Source organism: Bacteroidales bacterium (assembly GCA_014860575.1).
GTDB lineage: Bacteria > Bacteroidota > Bacteroidia > Bacteroidales > JAAYJT01 > JAAYJT01.
Window position 1 is genome coordinate 26,726 of the sequence record JACZJK010000039.1, and the last position, 23,400, is coordinate 50,125.

The 23,400-nt window shown below is 41.8% G+C and carries 20 protein-coding genes and 1 other RNA gene; 13 read left to right on the plus strand and 8 right to left on the minus strand.

The window, feature by feature from the left end:
• Positions 1-17 precede the first annotated feature (17 nt).
• From IH597_10525 to IH597_10580, 12 genes are all read left to right on the plus strand, one after another.
• Positions 18-851, plus strand: coding sequence for a glycoside hydrolase family 16 protein (locus IH597_10525; GenBank protein ID MBE0662890.1), 834 nt, complete (start codon positions 18-20; stop codon positions 849-851).
• A gap of 124 nt (positions 852-975) precedes the next feature.
• Entirely contained in the window at positions 976-2,202 is a 1,227-nt protein-coding gene (locus IH597_10530; protein MBE0662891.1) for a glycosyl hydrolase family 17, read from the plus strand.
• A gap of 6 nt (positions 2,203-2,208) precedes the next feature.
• Positions 2,209-3,711: a glycoside hydrolase family 30 protein gene (locus IH597_10535; GenBank protein ID MBE0662892.1), complete on the plus strand. Its 1,503-nt coding sequence runs from the start codon at positions 2,209-2,211 to the stop codon at positions 3,709-3,711.
• Between the two features lie 34 nt (positions 3,712-3,745).
• Entirely contained in the window at positions 3,746-5,176 is a 1,431-nt protein-coding gene (locus tag IH597_10540; GenBank protein ID MBE0662893.1) for an MFS transporter, read from the plus strand.
• Positions 5,177-5,211: 35 nt separating this feature from the next.
• Complete coding sequence (locus tag IH597_10545) at positions 5,212-6,147, plus strand: glycosyl hydrolase (GenBank protein MBE0662894.1); 936 nt, start codon at positions 5,212-5,214, stop codon at positions 6,145-6,147.
• Complete coding sequence (locus IH597_10550) at positions 6,119-7,051, plus strand: glycosyl hydrolase (protein ID MBE0662895.1); 933 nt, start codon at positions 6,119-6,121, stop codon at positions 7,049-7,051. Before IH597_10545 ends, IH597_10550 begins: the two co-directional genes overlap by 29 nt.
• 71 nt (positions 7,052-7,122) lie before the next feature.
• Positions 7,123-8,937 carry a T9SS type A sorting domain-containing protein gene (locus IH597_10555; protein MBE0662896.1) on the plus strand — a complete coding sequence of 605 codons (1,815 nt, stop codon included), beginning with the start codon at positions 7,123-7,125 and terminating at the stop codon, positions 8,935-8,937.
• Between the two features lie 92 nt (positions 8,938-9,029).
• Positions 9,030-11,726, plus strand: coding sequence for a hypothetical protein (locus IH597_10560; GenBank protein ID MBE0662897.1), 2,697 nt, complete (start codon positions 9,030-9,032; stop codon positions 11,724-11,726).
• 180 nt (positions 11,727-11,906) lie between these two features.
• Positions 11,907-12,461 (plus strand): RNA polymerase sigma factor, encoded by a 555-nt coding sequence (locus IH597_10565; protein ID MBE0662898.1) that lies wholly within the window; start codon positions 11,907-11,909, stop codon positions 12,459-12,461.
• Between the two features lie 49 nt (positions 12,462-12,510).
• Positions 12,511-12,972: a hypothetical protein gene (locus IH597_10570; GenBank protein MBE0662899.1), complete on the plus strand. Its 462-nt coding sequence runs from the start codon at positions 12,511-12,513 to the stop codon at positions 12,970-12,972.
• A 2-nt stretch (positions 12,973-12,974) separates the two neighbouring features.
• The gene (locus tag IH597_10575; protein ID MBE0662900.1) at positions 12,975-13,529 is read left to right on the plus strand and encodes a periplasmic heavy metal sensor; all 555 of its coding nucleotides are present in this window, start codon (positions 12,975-12,977) and stop codon (positions 13,527-13,529) included.
• A 38-nt stretch (positions 13,530-13,567) separates the two neighbouring features.
• On the plus strand, positions 13,568-14,107 hold the full coding sequence (locus tag IH597_10580; protein ID MBE0662901.1) for a Spy/CpxP family protein refolding chaperone: 540 nt from the start codon (positions 13,568-13,570) through the stop codon (positions 14,105-14,107).
• A 68-nt stretch (positions 14,108-14,175) separates the two neighbouring features.
• On the opposite strand, the gene rnpB is transcribed toward IH597_10580, so the two are convergent.
• Positions 14,176-14,596, minus strand: an RNA gene (gene rnpB, locus IH597_10585) — RNase P RNA component class A.
• 71 nt (positions 14,597-14,667) lie between these two features.
• On the opposite strand from rnpB, the gene IH597_10590 reads away from it, so the two are divergent.
• Positions 14,668-15,198 (plus strand): hypothetical protein, encoded by a 531-nt coding sequence (locus IH597_10590; GenBank protein ID MBE0662902.1) that lies wholly within the window; start codon positions 14,668-14,670, stop codon positions 15,196-15,198.
• A 322-nt stretch (positions 15,199-15,520) separates the two neighbouring features.
• On the opposite strand, the gene IH597_10595 is transcribed toward IH597_10590, so the two are convergent.
• The 7 genes from IH597_10595 to IH597_10625 all read right to left on the minus strand — a co-directional run bounded on the left by IH597_10595 (position 15,521) and on the right by IH597_10625 (position 23,305).
• The gene (locus IH597_10595; protein ID MBE0662903.1) at positions 15,521-16,744 is read right to left on the minus strand and encodes a serpin family protein; all 1,224 of its coding nucleotides are present in this window, start codon (positions 16,742-16,744) and stop codon (positions 15,521-15,523) included.
• Positions 16,745-16,920: 176 nt separating this feature from the next.
• A complete protein-coding gene (locus tag IH597_10600) occupies positions 16,921-17,301 on the minus strand; it encodes a VOC family protein (GenBank protein MBE0662904.1) in 381 nt (126 codons plus the stop codon).
• A gap of 136 nt (positions 17,302-17,437) precedes the next feature.
• Complete coding sequence (locus tag IH597_10605; protein MBE0662905.1) at positions 17,438-18,163, minus strand: SH3-like domain-containing protein; 726 nt, start codon at positions 18,161-18,163, stop codon at positions 17,438-17,440.
• Positions 18,164-18,473: 310 nt separating this feature from the next.
• The gene (locus IH597_10610) at positions 18,474-19,658 is read right to left on the minus strand and encodes an ABC transporter permease (GenBank protein ID MBE0662906.1); all 1,185 of its coding nucleotides are present in this window, start codon (positions 19,656-19,658) and stop codon (positions 18,474-18,476) included.
• Positions 19,659-19,660: 2 nt separating this feature from the next.
• The gene (locus IH597_10615) at positions 19,661-20,581 is read right to left on the minus strand and encodes an ATP-binding cassette domain-containing protein (GenBank protein ID MBE0662907.1); all 921 of its coding nucleotides are present in this window, start codon (positions 20,579-20,581) and stop codon (positions 19,661-19,663) included.
• 178 nt (positions 20,582-20,759) lie between these two features.
• Positions 20,760-22,031, minus strand: a complete 1,272-nt coding sequence (locus tag IH597_10620) for a DUF2130 domain-containing protein (GenBank protein MBE0662908.1) — start codon at positions 22,029-22,031, stop codon at positions 20,760-20,762.
• Positions 22,032-22,213: 182 nt separating this feature from the next.
• The gene (locus tag IH597_10625) at positions 22,214-23,305 is read right to left on the minus strand and encodes a DUF2027 domain-containing protein (protein MBE0662909.1); all 1,092 of its coding nucleotides are present in this window, start codon (positions 23,303-23,305) and stop codon (positions 22,214-22,216) included.
• Between the last annotated feature and the right edge of the window lie 95 nt (positions 23,306-23,400).

Below are 23,400 nucleotides of genomic sequence, written 5' to 3' on the forward strand. Positions count from 1 at the left end.
AATTTAAAATAGAAGATATGAATACGATAAATAAATTCAGGAAAATGCAATTCAGTTATCTACTGCTCCTTTCATTTCTTGCATTCCCAAGCTGCGAACGCGACGATTTTCAGAAACTGGACGAACGCAAGTGGGAACTCGTTTGGAGCGATGATTTTAACGGCACTGCCGGAGAATTGCCCGATGCCTCTAAATGGGGTTTTGATCTGGGAACCGGGCAAGATGGCTGGGGGAACCAGGAATTGCAGAATTATACCAACGATCCGGCCAACGTATCGCTTGATGGTGAAGGCAAACTTGTAATCACAGCAATAAAAAGTGGCAACAGTTTTACATCGGCCAGAATTAAAACACAAGGTTTGTTTTCGCAACAATATGGCCGTTTTGAAGCCAGGTTGAAAACCCCCTATGGCCCTGGTTTGTGGCCTGCATTCTGGATGCTTGGCAACAACATTGAAACCGTTGGCTGGCCCCAATGTGGTGAAATAGACATCATGGAACTCAGGGGGCAGCAGCCTCATATCGTTCATGGTACTATTCACGGTCCTGGATATTCAGGTGGGAATCCGGTAACAAAGAATTACACGTTGAACAATGCTCGCTTTGATACCGACTTCAACATTTTCGCCATTGAATGGGATGAAAATAAAATAGACTTTTTCGTAAATGATTATTTGTATCAACGCATCACACCAGATGATGTACCAGGTGAATGGGTGTATGACCAGCCTTTCTTTATTCTCCTGAATGTGGCAGTTGGAGGTAATTATGTTGGATTTCCGCTTCCACAAACACCTTTCCCGCAAAAAATGATAATTGATTATGTAAGAGTTTATAAAAAAGCAAGCTGACAGTGTCAAAGCAACTGTAATCAATTTATGTTATTACTTATTCCGGACGAACCAACAAAACGAGAAATACAATATGAAAAGAATTTTACCCTTTCTGATTTCACTATTAGCAGCTCTGCTGGTGATCTCCTGCACTCAAAGCCCGGATCACACAGGTAAAACGGCAGCTGAGATATTAGGTAATCCCGGGTACCAGGCAATTTCTTATGGTGGTTATCGTGAGATCACCAGGGACATTCAGCCCACTATTCCTCAGCTAAAAGAAGACATGAAAATTTTGTCAGCGCTGGGAATTAAGCTTTTGCGAACCTATAATGTGTATTATGATGAAACAGCCAATCTGCTGGATGCAATCAGCCAACTTAAGCAGCAAGACCCTGAATTTGAGATGTATCTGATGCTGGGCGTCTGGATTGATTGCAAAAACGCCTTTACCGATCTGCCGGATCGTATCCGTCATGAAGAAAGCGAAGAGAATGCCGGCGAAATTGCCCGCGCTGTTGAGTTGGCAAAGAAATATCCTGACATCGTTAAAATCATTGCGGTAGGCAACGAGGCCATGGTGCACTGGGCCTGGAATTATTATGTTGAACCCGGTATCATACTGAAATGGGTGAATCATTTGCAGGAACTGAAAAAAGCTGGCGACTTGCCGGAAACTCTGTGGATCACAAGCTCCGACAATTTTGCATCCTGGGGCGGTGGCGGCAGCGAGTACCATAATGAAGACCTCAAAGAACTCATCAAGGCGGTGGACTTTATCTCCATGCACACCTATCCCATGCACGATACGCATTACAATCCTGATTTCTGGGGAGTGCGGGACGAAGAAGAAAATCTTCCGGATCTGGAAAAAACCCATGCAGCCATGCAGCGTGCGCATGATTACGCTAAAACTCAATACCAAAGTGTAGTGGACTATATGCAAAGTCTTGGCATAAACAAACCGGTGCATATCGGCGAAACCGGCTGGTCAACACAATCCAATGAGCATTATGGCGATGAAGGTTCCCGGGCAACAGATGAGTATAAATCAGCTCTGTATCACCAGCTCACACGCGAATGGACGGATAAAGCGGGTATTACTTGTTTCTATTTCATTGGTTTTGACGAACAATGGAAGGATGCCGCCAATCCCCTGGGTTCGGAAAATCATTTTGGGCTGATCAACCTGCAGGCACAAGCAAAATATGCTTTGTGGGATTTGGTAGATGCCGGAATATTCGAAGGTTTGACCCGCGATGGGCAGCCCATCACCAAAACATTTAACGGCGACAAGCAAGCGATGATGAAAACCGTGAAGGTTCCACCAACCGACATAGAAATTCAGGCGCGCAAAACACAAAACTAAAACACGATGAAAATAAACTTTAAAATCCCGGCAGTACTTTTTCTCTTACTAATCCTGATAAGCAGTTGTATGAGCCAGAAAAAAATGGACGCAGATATTTTTGAAACTTCCGAAAGCGGGAACAAACTCACCAAAATGACCGAATTCCCGGAAACAGAAGCGAAAGCTGAAATCTCGCTATTACCTGACGAAAAATTCCAGACCATCACCGGATTTGGCGGTTCCTTTACTGAAGCTTCCGCCTACCTGCTCAATCAGTTGAGTCTAGAAAACCGCAACATAATCCTTGAAGCCTATTTTGGCGAATCGGGCGCCAGGTATTCGCTTACCCGAACCCATATGAACTCAAGCGATTTTTCATTAGGCAACTATTCTTATGCATCGGTGGAAAATGATATGGAACTAAAACATTTCTCCATTGAGGAAGATATGGACGACATCATTCCCATGATCAAAGATGCCATGGCCATTTCAAAAGATGGGTTCAAAATTATTTCATCACCCTGGTCTGCCCCGCCCTGGATGAAGGATAACAAAGACTGGAAGGGTGGGAAATTACTACCTGAATATTACGACACCTGGGCTTTGTTTTTCTCCAAATACCTTGATGCCTACCGCACACAAGGCATTGAAATCTGGGCTATTACGGTTGAGAACGAACCCCTGGGCAACGACAGCAATTGGGAAAGCATGCATTTTACACCTCAGGAGCAAAATGATTTTGTGATAAACCATTTAGGCCCAAAACTCAGGGCTGACGGGCAAGAGGTAAAGATCTTCGGTTTCGATCAGAACCGCGATGATGAAATGATAAAGTGGGTGGATGTGATGTATGACGATGAAATAGCACGGGATTTCTACGATGGCACTGCCGTACATTGGTATGCCAGTACTTATGATTTCTTTCCTGATGCGCTGCAGTATGCTCATCAAAAAGCTCCTGACAAACACCTGATAAACACCGAAGCTTGTGTGGATGCTGAAGTTCCCAAATGGCAGGACGATGCCTGGTACTGGTCCAAAGAAGCTACCGACTGGGGCTGGGACTGGGCACCGGAACAACACAAATACCGCCACCCAAAGTATGTACCTGTATTCAGGTATGCCCGCGATATAATCGGATGCCTCAACAATTGGGTTGATGGCTGGGTTGACTGGAACATGGTACTTAACAGGCAGGGTGGCCCCAATTGGGCCAACAATTGGTGCGTAGCCCCTGTGATTGTGGACCCTGATCAGGATGAAGTGTATTTCACGCCCTTGTATTACACACTGGCACATTTCAGCAGGTTTATAAGACCAGGCGCCGTCAGGATTGGGTTCGAAAATCCGGATGAAGACCTGATGGTAACTGCCGCTCAGAATCCTGATGGCAGTATTGCGGTCGTCATTTTTAATCCTAACGAAGAAGAAAAAGGAATTAAACTATCGCTGCAGGAAAAATCAATGGATTTTGCCATCAGCGGAAAAGCAGTTCAAACTATTTTAATTCCGGGATCACAAAAATAAACCAGCCATTATTTACTCACGAAAACTACTAGCCATGTCAGCTTACGCTACACCCTTAAAAGACAAAGTCCCATTGGGACAAAAAGCCGCCTTTGGGGCTGGCCACTTAGTCAACAACTTACTACCAGGTTCTTTAGGCGTTTTCGCTTTCTTTTTGCTAACGGCCTTTGGAATGGATCCCTTCCTGGCCGGTTTGCTTGGCGGTTTGCCGCGATTTTTTGATGCCATTACTGACCCTATCATGGGCTATATTTCGGATAATACCAAATCGAGATTTGGTCGCAGGAAACCATATATTTTTATCGGAGCTATTCTCAGCGGTATTTTGTTTGCCGTTTTATGGCAACTCTATCCGGACAATTCACAGCTATACAATTTCTGGTATTTCCTGATTTTTTCAATGATATACCTGATTGGCAACACCATGTTTTCCACCCCGCTCATTGGATTGGGCTATGAAATGACCTTTGATTACAATGAAAGAACCCGTTTGATGGGTTTTTCACAAACCCTTGGGCAAGTAGCCTGGATGATCGTTCCCTGGTTTTGGGTATTGATCGCTAATCCTGATTTATTTGAAACCCAGGCAATAGGTGTACGAAGGCTTTCGGTCATTGTCGGAGCCGCCTGCATGATCCTCGGTTTAATGCCGGCTTTATTCTGCAAAGAAATTGACCAGGCCAACCTGACAAACCGCGACGATCTTACCTTAAAAAATATTGCCCGGAATTTCAAGGGCTTGTTGAAGGGAATGAAGCAGGTGTTCAGGAATGCTCCTTTTGTGAAGCTTTGCGGAGCAACATTTTTGGTCTTCAACGGATTCCAGATGGTGGCATCATTCAGCTACTTCATCATTGTTTTTTATATGTTCAAGGGCGATTACGGCCTGGCAGGAACATGGCCGGCATGGTTCTCAACAATCAGCGCTGTAACAACTGCCTTTTTGATCATCCCGCTTATCACATGGATGTCGAACCGCTGGGGTAAAAGAAATGCATTTATAATTTCAACAGCCATCTCGATGGTAGGTTATGCCCTGAAATGGTGGGGCTTCAATCCTGAAAACCCATGGATGATCTTCATGCCCATTCCTTTGATGGTGTTTGGTATTGGCGGCCTTTTTACCCTGATGATGAGCATGACCGCAGATGTTTGCGATCTGGATGAGCTTACTAATGGAATGCCAAGAAAAGAAGGAACATTTGGTGCTATTTACTGGTGGATGGTGAAGTTGGGCCAGGGCCTGGCACTTGTATTGGGTGGTCTGGTTCTCAAGCTGGTTGGCTTTGACCAAAATGCTGCACAACAAACAGCCGATACCATCACCAACCTCAGACTCGCTGATATTATTGTTCCGGCATTCACCGCCGGGCTTGCCATTATAGTAATGTGGAAATATGATATGACCGAAGAAAAGGCAAGAGGTATCAAAGATGAGTTGGTGAAAAGAAGAGGAGAGTTGTAATACTTAGATAATCATAAATTCAACAATTAACGAATATGTCGTACAGAGCAGAAAGGTATTTGAAATTCAGGGAATCCGGGTTGATTCCGAAAGAAAGCTTTTTTGATGATAAAACCGGTGATGAGGTCAGGGATTTATTCCTTGAGATCCTTTACGGTGGTGTGCATGGCTTCTGCTTCAGTCTTTACGAAGACGGCCAGAAACCCGGAGATATAATCCCGGAAGAACAGATAAGACGCAGGATGAAAATTCTGCAGCCCTACACCAAGTGGATCCGTTCATTCTCATGCATCGAGGGAAATGAAAAGATTCCCAGGATTGCCAAAGAATTTGGGATCAAAACACTGGTAGGCGCCTGGCTGGGAAAAGAAGAGGATAAAAACCAACAGGAAATCGAGAATCTGATTCAACTGGCCAAAGATGGTTTTGTTGATATAGCCGCTGTTGGCAATGAAGTGCTGTACCGGCATGATCTATCAGAAGAAGAATTGCTGGATTACATCCATAGGGTAAAAAAAGAAATCCCCGAAATCCCGGTAGGTTATGTTGATGCTTACTATGAATTTGCCCAGCGTCCAGCTTTGGCCGATGCCTGCGATGTGATTTTAAGCAATTGCTATCCTTTCTGGGAAGGTACCGATTTCAAATATTCGTTGGAGCACATGAGGCAAATGTTTCATCAAGCTACACTGGCCGGAAAAGGCAAAAAGGTCATCATCACCGAAACAGGTTGGCCAAGTAAAGGTGAGAGCCTTGGTAGTTCAATCCCAACTCAACTGAATGCCATTAAATATTTCATCAACACCCAGTTATGGGCGATTGATGAAAATATTGAAGTGTTCTATTTTTCCTCATTTGATGAATCGTGGAAAATTGGAAATGAAGGAGAGGTTGGCGCTTATTGGGGAGTTTGGGATCGCTATGAGAAATTAAAATATGCCAATGAAAGCTTTTCAAAAATTGAAAATTGATCCCGGAAGGGCAATTTGTTATTCAGGTTTCAGGCAGGGCCAGCATCCTGGCGGAATTTATCCGTCCTATGAGCAAGTAAAGGAAGATTTGTTACTCCTTCATGGGCACTGGAAGTATTTACGCCTTTTTGACTGCGATCAGCATGCTGAAACTGTACTGGATGTGATCAACAAAGAAAAGCTGGATTTCCGGCTGATGTTGGGAGCCTATATTGGCGCTGAAATGAACAACTTTAATTGCCCCTGGAATGGCGGCGTCTATTCAGAGGAACGACTGGAATTAAACAGGGTTCACAACCAAAACAGCATCAACAGGCTGATTGAACTCGCAAATCAATACCCGGATTTAATTTTTTCTGCGTCAGTCGGAAATGAGGCATGTGTGGAGTGGACTGACCATTTCGTTCCAGAAAGAAAAGTTCTTAATTTTGTAAAACAAGTAAAAGGAAAAATTCAGCAGCCTGTTACATTTTGTGAGAATTATGTTGCCTGGCTCGTAAAACTTGGAAAAGTAGCAGCAGAAGTAGATTTCATTTCTATACATACTTATCCGGTTTGGGAATACAAGCACATTAATGATGCACTGGATTACACAAAGGAAAATTATTACTCAGTAGTAAAAAAGTACCCCGATAAACCGGTGGTGATTACTGAGGCAGGTTGGGCAACCAGTTCAAACGGAAGAGGCATCCATCCCGAAAATGTTAATGAAGAATACCAGAAGATGTACTTTGAAATGTTGATGGATTGGACGGAGAAAGAAGGTATCCCAACCTTTTTCTTTGAAGCCTTCGATGAAACATGGAAAGGTTCTCCTGAACCCCTGGAGCCTGAAAAACATTGGGGTTTGTTTAAAATTGACCGAACACAAAAACTAGCTATCAAGCATTTGCTTCCAATATAAAAACAATAAAATGTCTATTGAAAGGAGTAGGCAAAAAATTCAAATATTTATTAACTACTAATTCAATCATTATGAAAAAGTTTACAATTATTTTTTTGATGCTATCTGCATCAGTAAGTTTCGCTCAAAATGCACCCATCAATTTCGAACCGGGTGGTCAGGGAGCCGATTGGACATGGACTGTTTTTGAAAACGCCACCAATCCTCCGGTTGAAATCATTGCAAATCCAAATCCAGCCGGAATTAACACTTCGGCAACAGTTGCCAAATTTACTGCATTGCAAATTGGACAACCCTGGGCGGGTTGCGAATCAGCACATGGCAATGACGATCTTGGCCCATTTGTGTTGGACGCTACAAATTCCCTTATCAAGATCATGGTTTGGAAACCTGTAATCAGCGATGTTGGAATCAAGTTGGTTGCAGCCTCCGGATGGGCTCAACCAGAAATAAAAGTTGCCAACACATTGGTTAACCAGTGGGAAGAGCTTACCTTTAATTTTTCTGCTTATCCAAATCCTCCTGGCTCAGAGGGACAATATGATCAGATCGTAATATTCCCGGATTTTGATTTATCGGGCAGAACCCAGGACAATGTATGTTATTTCGATAACATTTCATTTAATCCAGCCGGAACTTCACCTGATGAACCAACCGTTGCAGCCCCAACACCTCCGGCTCGTGATCCCGGTGATGTGATTTCAATTTTCAGCCATGCATACACCAATGTTTCCGGAACCGATTTTAATCCAGGCTGGGGGCAATCAACAATTGTAAGTTTCCCCCTGATCCAAGGTAATGAAACTATGAAATATGCTAATTTCAACTACCAGGGTACCCAGTTTGCCAATGCGTTAGATGTAACAGCAATGGAAACTCTACACCTTGATATGTGGACAGCAGATGCGACACTTGTTGAAATCTACTGCATCAGCACCGGACCTGTTGAAACTGCTTATGTATTGCCCATTACACCAAGTCAATGGGTGAGTTACGACATTCCCTTATCGGCATTTACGAATGTAGACATGGCCGATCTCATCCAACTTAAATTTGCTGGTGGAAATGGTTCGCAAACCATTTACCTTGACAATCTCTACTTTTACAAATCCGGTTCAGGGCCCGGAGTCACTCCAAGGAATCCTATTGATTTTGAATCCGGTGGATATGGAGCCAATTGGACATGGACAGTTTTTGAAAACAACACCAATCCACCATTGCAAATCATTCCAAATCCGGATCAGACAGGAAACAATACTTCTGCCACAGTTGCGAAATTTACGGCTTTGCAAGCAGGAAATCCCTGGGCGGGCGTTGAATCGGCCCATGGAGATAGCGACCTCGGACCATTTGTGCTGAATAACACGAATTCCATTATCAAGATTATGGTATGGAAACCTGTAATCAGCGATGTAGGAATCAAGTTGGTAGCTGCCACCGGTTGGGCACAACCCGAAATCAAAATAGCCAACACCCTGACCAACCAATGGGAAGAGCTTAGTTTTGATTTTTCCAGTTTTCCGAATCCTCCGGCTTCCGAAGGTATGTATGATCAGATTGTTGTCTTCCCTGATTTTGATATGGCAGGAAGAATCCAGGACAATGTTATTTATTTCGATAACATAACATTCAACCAGGTGGTAGGTATCAGTGATTTACGTCTCCCCAACCGTATTAATATTTATCCAAATCCTGTTAAACTAGGCGAACAGGTTTATCTCGGTTCTGAAGACGAACAGTTTGAAGTACTTGATCTGAGCGGCAGGGTGCTGATTTCAGCCAGCGCTTCTGTTATTGAGACAGATAGACTTACACAGGGAGTATATATCTTAAGAATTCTCAGCAAAGATGGTGAAATTCAAACACAAAAGTTAGTTGTAAACTAAATTAAAAACTTATAAACTTAATGAGCCGTCTGTTTTACCGACGGCTCATTTTTTTACTTTCGCATGATTGAACCAGGAACAAGCGCCCCAAATTGAAAAAGCAGATACTATATCTCATTGTATTAATTTCCGGAACGCTTATGTCTTATGCGAAAACGTTCCCGGAAAAGGGTGTGCCGCTGCTTAAAAATTTCACACCATCACAATATCAGAACCAGGGGAAAATCTGGGATATTCGTTCCGCTCCTAATAGCATGATTTATATGGCTGCCGATAAAGGCTTGCTTGAGTTCGACGGGAAAACATGGAACAGCTTCAAAGGCAGCGATGGTTTTACCCGATCGGTTCTGGTGCCTAGCGATTCGCTTATTTATACCGGCTCAGATCTCGATTTTGGAGTCTGGACGAAGAACAAATTTCAGGCCTTTGAATACACCTCCCTGTACCCGTTCAGGAAAGATGTTCAGGATATCAGCGAGGAGTTTTGGGATGTTCATTCCATTGATGATAAGATCATCTTTATTTCGTCGCAGAGTATTTATGTATATACAAACCAGCAGCTAACCCGAATAACTGCGCCAAATAAGTTTACAGGTAGTTTTGTTGTGAGTAATTCCTTTTATCTGGCGGATGCAAAAAACGGATTATATCTCTATGATAAAACCTCATTAAAACACCTGTTCAGCTATCCTGAGGATAAAGCATTTGAAATTTCAGGTATCTATCATAGAAACAATGAGGTTGTGATAGTCTCGAAAAATGCCGGTTTGTATTTTTATTCCTCCGGCCAGCTCAGTCAAATAAAAAGCACCTTATCAGAAACCCTGAAAGCGGCAAACGTTTTTAGCTTTGAACCTGTCAATGAATCCCATCTGGCATATGGCACAGTACTGAAAGGCCTGTTCATCACTGATTTGGATGGAAACATCATCCATCATATAAACAGATATAAAGGCCTGCTAAGCAATACAATTTTGTGTTTGCATTATAGTCCATCAGGAAAATTGTGGGTTGGAACCGATTATGGAGTTACTTCGCTTTTCTTGAAAAATGACATCACCTTTTTTTACGATTATCGGGGGGATTTTGGAACCGGTTACACAGCCCAGGTAATGGATGGAGTATTTTACCTGGGAACCAACCAGGGATTATACAGCACCGGATGGGATGATCTGAACAACGATAAGGAGTTTAGTCATTTCGATCTTTTTCCCGGCACCGAAGGCCAGGTTTGGGCTCTGGAAAAAATTGATAACACTTTGTTCATGGGCCATGATAATGGTTTGTTCGTGCTCAAAAATGGAAAGTTTGAAAAATTTGATCAACACTCAGGAGTATGGACCATTTTACAATACAAAGACTATCTGTTAACAGGCAATTATAATGGTATATCAATTTTCAGGAAATCCGGCAGCGAATGGATTTTCCTTAAAAAAATGGATTTAATCCTGGGTTCATGCAATCAGTTGATCATTGAAATGGAAAATGTTTTGTGGGTCAACATCCCAAACTTTGGAATAATCAGGGCAGTACTTGATAATAATTTACATCCTGCCGAAAGGCTGATTTTTCCTGATAGTATTTTTTTTGGAAATGATCCTTGGCTCATTCAGGACGAAAACGGGATACAGGTATTTACTGATACTTACCAATACTCTTACATTGCCGGAAATGAAAAGTTCATTCAGAAACCAGAGACGATATCTTTTCCAATGACCGAAAACGTGTTGTCAGGGATATATCAGGCTGTTTCTTTACAACCCGATTATGACTTTTATCCGGTTTATAATGGGTTCGCACTAAAACACTTACTTTACGCTGAAGACAAGGATTCTGCAAAATTCAATTTGGTTTTCAGAAAAGCCGAAGCATTCAATAATGATGAGAGGGTGGCACTTTACGCGGATGCAAGATTGCCCTATAGACTCAATAATTTCAGGATCGAATATATTGTTCCAAACCAGGATGATGTGTTGTATCAGCACAAATTAAACGAATCAGGAGAGTGGAGTGATTGGTCAGCAACAAATACAGCGGAATTTATTGGATTGAAAGAAGGTGAGTTTATTATTTTTGTGAACGCAACGATAAATGGAAGGATTATAGGAACAAATACCATGACAATCCGTATTGATCCCCCCTGGTATCGTTCATGGTATGTATACGCAACGTATTTTTTGTTGTTTCTGCTGACGGTGTATTTTATCCGCCGCTGGCAAATAATTGCCCTGAAAAAACAAAAGAAACATTTACTGCTTAAGGAGCAAAGTTCATTGCGACAGCAAGCCCAAAAGCATAGCGAGAAAGTCCTGTTGCTTGAGCAGGAGTTCCTGAAAGCTGAATATGATAAGATAAAACAGCAGTTGCGGCACAAAACAGTCGAACTGGCAAATAAAGCAAAAGACAGTGAGGATAAAAATCGCTTGTTGCTCTTGCTAAAAGAAAAATTTGATCTTATCCATGATAGCGACCCGGCTGTATCCAGATTGAGATTTGGTGAGGCAAGGAGAATGCTTGATGCCTATCTTAAAATTGATGACAAAACCTTCGAAATTCAAATGGATGAGTTGCATCAGGAGTTTTTCAAAAAGCTGAAAGACCAATTCCCAACGCTTTCAAACAATGATCTGCGTTTATGCGCATACTTGCGGGTTGGGCTGAATTCAAAGGAAATTGCTGATATCCTGAACATCCAGCCATCGAGTTCATACATCAGCCGTTCGCGCCTGAGAAAGAAACTCAATCTAAAGCCCGAAGAAGATTTGTATGATTTTCTCAGTGCAATTTGAATATACTTCTGGATTTGAGAAATCAGGTTTCATCATGTTAACCTCATTGGCGAAGAAATTATTATTTTTAAGGACTTGATTTGTTGCAGTACTTATGCAAGTTTGCTGTTCATCAAGTGTCAAAAATGGTATTGTGCTAACTCAGCCTGATCAATGAACGACCACGAACTGATTGATGGATTGATGCGAAACAGCCAGGCAGCTTTCCGCTTGCTGGTGGAACAACACCAGCAAACGGTGGTCTCAACGTGTTACAATTTTTTACACAATAGTGATGATGCACACGATATAGCCCAGGAAGTTTTCATTGAAGTGTACAAATCCATTCACCGCTTCAGACAGGATGCGTCCATCTCAACCTGGTTATACAGGATAGCAGTAAACAAATCGCTGAATTACCTGCGCAAACAAAAAAACAGGGGTTTATTTTTCCCGATTGAGAAATTATTTGGCGGCGAGGCCAGCATAAAAAACCTGTCAGAACCAGATTTTACCAAACCTTTGGAAAAAGAAGCTGAATACACAGCCCGCGCCAAAATGTTGCACAATGCCATTGATACCTTACCTGCGAAACAGAAAACCGCATTCACCTTACATAAGTTCAGCAATCTTCCTTACAAGGAAATTGCTGAAGTAATGGATGTTTCCTTATCAGCTGTTGAGTCCCTGATTCACCGGGCAAAAACAAATCTGCAGTCAACATTGATCAAAGCCATTGAAAAACAACAAATATAAAACGCAAGTTTCATGAAACCTCATTGTCTAACATCTAAATTAACCGCACATGAACTGTAACAAAACCAGACAAAACCTGATCTTCCTGGCAGAGGGAAATCTCAGTCCTGAGCTGGCATCGGTTGCAAATGCGCATCTGGTACATTGCGAAAAATGCAGTCACATGTACCAGGAAATCCTTCAAACGCTCGCTGTTATAGAAACAGACAAATTGCTTAAGATTGATCCGTGGTTTGCCGGCAGAGTGGAACAGCAATTTATCAACCTTCGAACCAAAAGAAAAAGCGGAATATTTGAGTTGAAGCCGGTTTTTCATCTTATCAGAATTCTACCTGTTGCTGCTTCCCTGGCAATCGCTCTGTGGGTCGGTATTCTCATCGGAACCGAATTGTCGCCACAGTTGTCTTTCGGTGAGGATGAAATTGATGCAGGCGTATATTACGATCTTGTAGCAGAAGATATCTACGATGGATCATTTGAAGAATTTTTCTTAACCAACGGAGACAATTAAGCATGAAAATATTCACAAACAAGGAAGTATGGATATGGGCATTGGCTTCACTGCTGGTAATCACCATAGCAATTCTGGGAACCATGTTGTGGCAACGCTACAGTGATGATAACCACAAAAATCCCAGTCCGGATTTAATAGAGTTCTCTGAGAAAAAAGAGTCTGAAAAAGGCTATGGCACATGGCGGGAAAAAATGGGGTGTACTCCTGAGCAAAACATTCAATTAAAAGAGTTGAGGGATGAATTTCGTGAAGCTTCGTCAGGAATTTTAAACAAGCTGAGCGAAAACCAACAGCAAATATTTGAAGAACTGGATCATGAAAATCCGGATCACGAAAAATTAGACAGGCTTGCCACTGAAACCGGACAACTACATGCTGATCTTCGGAAAGAAACAATACGCCATATGCTTGCAATAAAAGCTGTCACTGCACCTGAACAATACGATAAAATGGCCGAAATGATACAACAGTGGATATTTCCGCCACGCTTTGGCCATCAGCAAAAGTGGCAGCACCGTCACAGGAAGATGGCTCCACATGATACCTGCGAATAGATGAATAAATAATTATTAATAACTTAAATGCAACAAAAATGAAAACACAGAATTTAAGCAAATTGCTGCCGGCAATCGTACTGGCAATTGTAATACTCTTCACTACTGACGCATTTGCGCAACGTGGCAGAGGATATCGCGGACAAGGTGCGTGCAGGGCATTTGAAGAAATGCCAGATCGGGCAGCACAGAATCAGGGCTTTTGCATCAATCTTCCCGGCCTCACAGAGGAACAATCGGAAAAGATGGATGCCCTCAGGCTCAAAAACATAAAAGAAAACCAGGAGTTGCGAAACCAGCTCGGTGAAAAGCAAGCGCAGTTGCGTACACTTAAAACAGCCGATCAGCCTGATATGAACGCCATCAATAATACCATTGATGAAATGGCAGTTTTACGTGGCGGCATGCATAAAAATCAGGCGGCTACGCATCAGGAAATCAGAAAACTGCTTACGGAAGAACAAAAGATACTATTTGATTCGCGTGGCCCTGTAAGAAGAGGGTTTGCCTCTGCTGATATGGGCGAACCCAGAGGAAAAGGCCGTGGATACAGAGCTGATTGTCCCTATAGAAAATAATTCTCTGTTTGATTTTGGTTGGTTAAACAAAATAAGCCCGGCACTTTCGCGCCGGGCTTATTTATTTAGTGGATAGCAATTCTATAAGCGGGATTCTGTTATCCGCCCGAAGGCGGAAATTCTATCATTTATCTAGGCCTGCCGTTGCCGGGAGGCTCTTACGACCTACCCCTCAGGCCCGGGCGAGCAGCCCTTCATCCGCCGTAGCGGAATCCCTGATGTATTTGGTCTTTCAGCCCATAAGGTTTACCCCCGCAGTGTGTCGCCACACCGAGGCGTGAGCTCTTACCTCACGTTTTCACCATCGCCCGCCGTAGCTTTAGCGAAGGCGGGCCTCATCTAAAACTCCGGCGTCGGCAGTTATTTTCTGTGGCACTTGCTGTTTCCACTCCACCAGAATGGAACCTTCCGGTTAGGAAGTATGGTGCTCTGTGCTGCCCCGACTTTCCTCTTCCCGCTTTGGCGGAAAGCGATAGAACGAATTACTTATTCAGTTTGCAAAGATACCATGAATTTCATGGATTTATGATATTTTTGCTACCTACATAAATTATAAGCACATGGAAGATATTTCATTAGGCATTGGATCGCGGGTAAGCCACCCTGAATTTGGCAAAGGCGTGGTAATTCAGGCTTATACCGATTCATACGAAATCACATTTCTGGATTACGGCACAAAAACCATCATGAAAACCTTTAAAGGGTTGGAAGTACTTGATTTTGCCGGCGGCGATATTGATTATATCAGCTTCGAAAAAGTGGAGCGGGTGTTTGCAAAACTGCTTCGCCGCATTACCGACATCCAGGAAATTGTTCCGCTTGGCAGCCGCTGGCAAGGTGGCAAAATGATACTCCAACCTGGTGATCGCAACCTGCAAAGCAAGGAAATACCCATCGAAGCTTTTTTCCACAAAATTGTGATGGTTCGCGATAGGTTACGTGTAATGGAACAACGGGTAAACAGCTCAGATCTTACCGATGATGAGAAAGTGAACATTCAGCAATACATCACCCGTATTTACGGCAGTCTCACCACTTTTAACATCCTCTTTGCCGAGAAGGATGATTACTTCGTTGGCGAATCGAAGTAACCCTAAGATCGTTTGGCGTTCGGCGTTTGACGTTCCGGGTTCAAGGTTCCAGGTTTCAGGTTCAAGGGTTCAAATTCCTAGGTTCAAATTCAAAACTCATAGAAAAGTGGATTTAAGCAATCAGGGATGCCATCCCCTCGTGCCTCGGGGATTGCATCCCTTCAAAAACTTATGATCGTTTGGGGTTCTTGTTACTGGTTGCTGGTTTCGCATTACTGGTTACTTGTCCTTTCGACTATTACTCCAGTCTCTTGTTTCTTGACTCTTGGCTCTTGGTATTGGCTCTAGGTTCTTGCTACTGCCTACTGCAACTGCCTCCTGCCTACTCACCCCCCGGATCCATTACCTTGCCGATAAACAGCATTGAGTTGGTAAATTTTTCTTTCAGTGCGAACACGAAGGGACGATCCACATAAAATCTTAAAGGTTCGCGGATGCTTGTTTCCCTGAATTCAATTGATGTTACTGCAGCCGCTTCGGTTCCTTCTTCGTTCACTTCAACAAACGATTTATGTCGTACGCGAGATATAAAAATCTCCTGGTCAGTGATTCCGCTGAAATCAGCAAGTCCGTCAATGAAAGCATCATTGATGCCTAAACTCATCAGCGGATCTTTCAGTTCGGTTTCGAATGAGAAGCCAAAACGAGGCAAACGCAGATCAATTTCAGGTTGAAAACTCATTTCCGAAGGCAATGCATTCCATTCTTCAATATCCAGGTTTTCGAGCAGCGTATTTACGTCTGAACCGTTATCAGGGAGAAACACCAGCATGCTGAAATTACCACGGCCATAAGGTAACTCAATTACATGATAACCTTCGCGTTCAGCATACGCAAAACCGGAACTCATTTCCATGGTCATGACCTCTTTCTGATCCCCTCCGGCAAGGCTGAATGCACGGTTGCGGGTATCTTTTGGTTCGAACTCTTTTTCCCACATTCCTTTGAAATAAATGGCATTGATCAGGAACATCACATGGGTTGAGGTGATTTCATCAACAATCTGTTTGATTTTGTCGTGGGTTTTGTCGGCAACCCAGGTATTGATAATGTCTTTGGATTTCGGATTGGCAAAATCAAGTTCGCTGACTTCAGCGTTGAAATAATCGCGATTCACGCTCAAAAAGCTGTCTTTTACCTGAAATCCTTCGCGATACCAGACTGAATTGGCAATTTCCATTTTCACTTTTTCGTCAACCGAAAGCAAATCGGCCATGAGCCGCTGAAAGCCTTCATTGATTTTGGGTTCGGAAACATGAGGAAAATACATGGTTTCGGTCATCTGGTCGCGGGTAGGACCATCAGCCCCATTCCAGGCCATGGCCAGCGCCATGTGCACACTCAGAGGCGAAATGAAAACATTTTCGGCAGGGTTTTCGCGGTTCAGAATTTCACGGAATAAATCGAAACCGAAACGGTTTCCACCGTCAACAATCTGAACCTGTTCAACTGACAGCTTGATTTCTTTGGGTTCAAGCTTAACTTCTTCGCTTTTGCCACAGGATATGAACGAGAACAAAAGCGCTGATAAAATAATATGTTTCATGGTAATTGGATTTTGATTGTGCTGGGATAATGCAAAAAACGAGCCAGTGTGAATGGAACGCGGATTACGCGGGTTAAGCAGATTTGCACGGATTTAGTTGTGATACAGTTATACAGTAATGCAGTTATGCAGTGATAGAGTGAAGTTGTAAATCGGTGCATGAGTGCAAGACGCAGTTATCCGTTTTCGTTTTCGGCGAAGGTGAGCACGTAAGCGTTATTATCTAGGATAGAGAATTCGGTGGCGCCATAGAATGTTTTTTCAAGGCCTTTCAGTACTGTTACCTTGTTTTTGATGTTTTCAAAGAAACTTCTGATATTTTCAATCTTGATATAAAAAATTAGTGAGCCGCCGTTTTGCCGGCTGATTTCGGGCAGTTCGCTTCCAAGGCTTTCAAAAGTCTGGAACATAAAAGAAACACTGCCGCTGGACATCATGACCCAGACGTAATCGCCTTCTTCTGGCACAGTCATTACAACTTCAAAGCCCAGTTGCTCGTAAAATGCAATGGTTTGTTTGATATCAGTTACAAAAATGTTGGGAGTCAGGGATTGCATAATGAAAGAATTTTAGTGATCAGAATATTTTGTAATTATTCAGGCAAAATAACACAAATTCGCATTAAGTATAGCAGCACTAAAATTCCTTCCGAAATCAGGAAGCTTCAAAAAGGAATTAAAATCAGAGATCCAATCAGTTTGTCAGAAGTTTACTCACCCTGGCTTCCTCAATAATAAGGCTATAAAAGTAGCCTGATCCGAAATCCTTATCCAGCGTGAGCTTGCCTTCCACGATCACCTGATCGCCGACATTCACAAAATCTGCGGTTGTAGCGGTGAGATCGAAATTGCCATTGTGGTCAGAACCATCCTGAATGTGTATCCAGTTACGGCTCAGAATCCCGGAGTTGAAGCGGGTTACTTCACCAACTAGTTTTACATCTTTGCTGCCGTATTTCTCACGGTTCGCATACAATTCGGCAATTTTAACGCTGCCTTCATGGTTGGGAAGATTGATGTCAATTTTCGTGTCCTTAGCTGCCTTATCTTTTTGATCCGACATAGGACCACCCATTTCGCTCCCACCATTGCGCAATGAAATTGGGTTTTTGCTGATTTCACTTACAAACCAGATTTTCTCAAAATTCCTTTCAAGTTCCTTGCTGTAGAAATTATCCATTTCCAATAATCCTGCAATATGGTACTCCTCCCCTTCCCGGGCTTCCATTGATCTGACGGCTATCCAGTAATCAGCGGTGTTATTGTTTACATACAGGTAGGTGTATGCGCTGGTTTGAACCACATCCAACACCTTTACCTTTTGGTTGTCCATGCCGGCCTCAGACTTTGCATTGCCGCTGTTGCCCTGACACGAGAAGAGGAATAAAGAAACGATTGTTGATATCAGAATGAATTTCATAGTTTTTGGTTTTAAGATGAATATAAGATTAACAAGCCCGGAAATATTTTGTTTTCCGGGAGTAAGAGATAATTCTGGTTTGTTTTTGTAATTGCGAGCCAGGAAAGTATAAGTACTCCGAAAATCACTAAAGTTTAAAATCAGAAAAGATGGCTAAGCTTACGCTTACTGGCAGCGGTAAATTATATGAGTAGTGGCAGATTGCATGGTAGTTTCCTATCATACCGCTACACAGTTTAAGCGGGCTATTACGCTTGAATACCCACTAAAACCCTTATGACATATACACTTTATTAGCGTTTCGTGCTTTTTATTTCATTTTCATAAATTTATATACTTCTGCCCAGCCTGGTTCTTTCCCTGTCATTAAAATTGAAACTCTGAATATTTTGGCTGCTATTTTTCGCAGAGAATAAAAAGTCAACAGTAATAGCATAAATGAACCTGATAATTGCCACATACCGACTTCTGTAATTGCCCACCGCATTGGCATTGAGGTGGCAGAAGTTAGTGGGAACCACGATAGAAATACTGACATGCCGCTATCAGGATCGCGTATTACTAAAAAAGAGGCTATTACAAAGACAATTGGAAGCATCATCATCGAGCTTTTGCCGGAATTATTGGGGTCGGTAATTATTGAGGCTATAGCAGCAAGTATGGCATTCCAGATTAACACACCAATCAAGGCAAAAGGTAAATACAAGGCTATTGAAGGAAAATATAAATAATCGAGTATTGCGGAAATTGGCAAACCTGAAAACTGGAAGAAAAGAACTCCTCCAATAATGCTTAAAAACGAATAAGTAATCATTGAGGATATACCTGTTAAAGTAATGCCTAATATTTTCCCGTCCATCCAAACCTGTGGACTTATGGCTGATACAATCTGCTCGGTAATTTTTAATTGTTTCTCACCTGTAATTGCTGTAAACTGATAAGCGAAACTTAAAAAAACTGCCATTATCATCAAGCCGGCAAAAAACCAGGCAAGAATGACCCTGTTTCTCGAATTGTCGGTGTAGATATAGGTTTCTTCAATTGGTGCAGACGATAAGACCAAAGAAAGCTGCCCGGGACTTAATCCCAGCTTCTGCATTTCGTTCTGCTTGTGATAAATATCAATAGAGCTTTTAACCTTTTTGATGTCCCTGTTGTTTTTGTATGCGTGTAAGGCTAATGCATCTTCATTTATGTCAATCAAAACCCAATTTTTATTAACACCTGTTTCCCTTATAATGCTATCTTTCTGTTCAGAAGGCAGATGCTGTATATCAAAATCCTTTTTTAGAACTTCCGTCAAAGTTCCGTTAGTATCATTATGCACAAAAATTTCAATTTCCGGACTTTTGTCAGAAAAGGCGTACTTGCTGCCAAAGTAAAATACAGTTGATACAATCAGCATTACAACAATACCAATTGCCTCATTTTTTGGTTTAAAGAAACGACCATATTCCCAGCGGGTAACGGTAATAACCTGCTTTATGTAACTCATTATTAATGACTTTTTACAAGGTTAAGAAAAATATCGTGCAATGAGGGTTTGTGACTGGAAACATCAAAAATACCCTCCAGTTTTGACAAATCAGATAATATAGTTTTCATATCAGCGTCTTGTTCAAAAGTCATTCTAACTAAAGCATTATCAATGATTTCAATACTTTCCACTCCGCCAATATATTTCAACGAATTTTCAGTTAAACCTGATTTATAATGTAATTCGATAATGTGCCTGTTTCCATAGGTTTCGTAAATTCCGGTTAAGCTCCCATTATATAATTCTTCGCCCTTATTGATAAGAAATATTTTATGAGCAGTCTTTTCTACCAATTGCATCTGATGAGCGCTTAGTAAAATTGTGGTTCCCTGTTTATTAATTTCCCTGATAAATTCAATGAAAATTTCCTGGTTCAAGGGGTCTAAGCCGGAGAATGGTTCATCAAGAATGGCGAAAGCAGGCTTGTGAAGAATAGAAGCTACAAATTGTATTTTCTGCTGATTCCCCTTTGAAAGCACCTGCAACTTTTCCTTTGCCCTATCTGCAAGTTCAAGTCTTTCTAACCATTCCAAAGCAGCTTTTTTCGCTTCTGTCTTATCCATGCCCCTGATTGAGGCAAGATAAACCAATGATTTTAAAATTGGAATATCAGGATAAAGTCCTCGTTCTTCAGGAAGATATCCAATCTGACTGGCATGAATTGAGTGATTGGAACTCCCTTTAATATTCCACTCTATGTGGCCATCATCTGCTTTAATGATGTCAAGTAAAATTCGTAAGGTTGTTGTTTTCCCTGCTCCGTTCGGACCCAGAAAAGCAAAAATATCTCCTTGTTCTACCGAAAACGAGATGTTTTTAACTGCTTTAACCTTTGAGAAATTTTTGCTTATTGATTTTACTTTTAGAACTGTGTTTTGCATTTTGTCAATCAATTTTTGATTCTCTCAGCATGAACGGTTTCGGGCTTTGCTTTCGGGCGGGTTTCGGAGCACAAGCTGTAAACCAGCACTAAACTTGATACGAAGCACAAAGCTATAAGTTGCCACGTCACCCCGCCTGACGAAAAACCCGTGTTATCACTCGTTTTTCTGTCTATATTCATTGGTTATTCAGTTCGTTAAATTTCGCTTTCATTGTCGGGTTTTCGTGGGTCAATTTCTTAATAGTTAAATCTTCGGCTTTTTGCTTTGCAAGTCGAAGATTATTGTCAGAGGATAATAATGCGTCTTTTGTCTTTTGCAAATGGTCAATAGTTTTATCTATTTCTTCAATAGCAGTTTTAAATTTCCGACTTGCCAATTCGTAATTTCTTGCAAACCCTTCTTTGAATGTATTTATTTTCTCTTCAAAATTGGTAATGTCCACATTTTGATTTCTTACCAAGGCAAGTTCCGCTTTGTATTGTACGGAGTTCATAGCTGCGTTACGAAGTAGTGTAATAATTGGAATAAAAAATTGAGGTCGAACAACATACATTTTTGAATATTTATGCGAAACGTCAACAATTCCAGAATTATAATACTCACTGTCAGCTTCTAGAAGAGAAACAAGAACTGCATATTCACATTTTTTTTCGTTTCTATCTCTGTCAAGTTCTTTTAAAAAATCTTCATTCCTTTTCTTTGTTGCAGTTTCGTCTCCTTCGTTTTTCATTTCAAACATTATTGAAATGATTTCATTTCCTGCATCGTCATTTTCTCTATAAATAAAATCCCCTTTACTTCCTGTCTTTGAGTCGTTGTCCTTTTCGAAATAAGCCTTTTGAAAAGCAGTCGCACGAAGTTTATTGAATTCTGTCTCACAATGTTGTTCAAGCGTTTCACCTATCATTTTTGTTGATAGTTTTAACTTCATATCCTTTCTAAGTGCAATTTCTTCGTCTTTATGTTTGATTATTGCATCCTTCTCTTTCAGTTCTGACAGATATTGTTCGGTTAAAGACTTTTTAAGTAGTTCTTTTTCTGTCTCCTTCATTTTTAGAGAATTAGCTAACTCGTCACGTTCCTTTTCAATTATTTTGGTAGCTTCAGTAACGGCTAATTTTTTCTCAACTTCTGCATTGTCAATTTTGGCTTTAAGTTGCAACAGTTCATTTTCCTTTTGAGATAATTTCTGCGACAACTCAATTTCCTTTTTGGCTTTGAGGTCGGCTAATTCTTGGTCTTTTTTAGAAAGTTTTTCTTGAAAGGCATTTTTAATAATTGCTTCCGCTAATTTTACAGCACTTTCCTTTTCTTTTTCTGCCAATGCAAGTCGGTTAAGAATTTCTTCTTCAAACTGGTGGTCACGAACTTGTTTAAGTATGTCAGCAAAACCAGCTTCGTCTACTTTAAATGCTTTCTTGCAATGAGGGCAAATTATTTCGTTCATATCTTATATTTTGATTGTGTCGTGTCGTTTTAGAATGAGTGCTAACTCGTTTACAACCAAACCCACAGGTACGGCTATGCAAAATCCTGAGAATTGGATAACCATAATTCATGGTACGGTTTTTTCGCCTCGCTAATATAAAAATAAATTGCTTGTAATGATTTGGCCCGTGTTATAACATACTATTCCGGCTTCTCATTCACTACCTCAATCGCCCCATAGCCATAATTTTTGAAGGAGGCATTCTGTACTTTGAGTTCAGTATATTGCTTAAGCATTTCAAGAAGGGTGTTGCGGAGTGTGCCGTTGCCAATGCCATGTATAAAAATTACTTTGCGATACTGGGATTCCAGGGCGCTTTCGAGGCATTTGGTAAAGTAATCGGTCTGGATTTTCAGGATTTCGTGGTTAGCAAGCTTCGTATAATTATCCTGCAAGGCGGAGATATGAAGGTCAACTTCAGCTTCAAAGGCCGCAATGCGGTGTTTGTCAATCAATGCCTTTGGTTTTTCGGTTTTTACCCGGGAATCAAATAATAAATCGCTGCCTTCAAGGCTCTCGGGTGTGGATTCAACGCCTTTCACCATCGTGAGGTTCACCAGCAAGGCTTTTTCACTTACGAAAGCATTGGAAATGTAATTGTCTTCTTTCTGGAACCGCGATGGTTTTAACCTAAAGGAGGCGTTTACAGGCATCACCAGCCGGGGCTGCAGCTCTTTTTGGAAAAGCATTTGCACGCTGCCTTCGAGCCATACATTTAGTTCATCGCGGGTGATCGTTGCCACCGTAATGCCCGATTCCGGCGGAAGCACATCATAATCCATTCCTTTCCACTGCATATCGGCTTGCAGGAGCATAAAGGAATAGAAAACGTCATAATCCGTTGGGTTCAGCAAGCAAACATCAAGTGTGCCTGTGATCAGCCATTTCTGGTCTTGCGGGCGAAACGCAAGCCATATGGTTTCCGAGTCCGAGCCCTTTGTTTTTCTAAGCTGGAATATTCTCTCAAAAACTTCTTCTTCTGGTTGCGGTGTTTTACCATAGTGTACAGAGTCCTCTGATTCCCTGGCCTCCATCACCACTCTGTAATTTTTATCGAAAATGCGCGATCCGCTATCCTGGGTTTCAATTTTTAGCAAATCGCTGGTGAGTGTTGGGATATCAAAACCTTCTTCAATGGCCACGCTGACCATTTGCGGACTGATGATCTTTGTAACAATTCCTCCTCCACTGCTGTTGAGGAACCTGACTTTATCTCCGGGTTGAAATTTCATGATCAATTATTTTAGATGCCATTGATGCACGCATAATTGGCGGTTGCTTTTGCAACCATTGCAAACGTGCTGATTGGCTCTGCAAAATTACACCA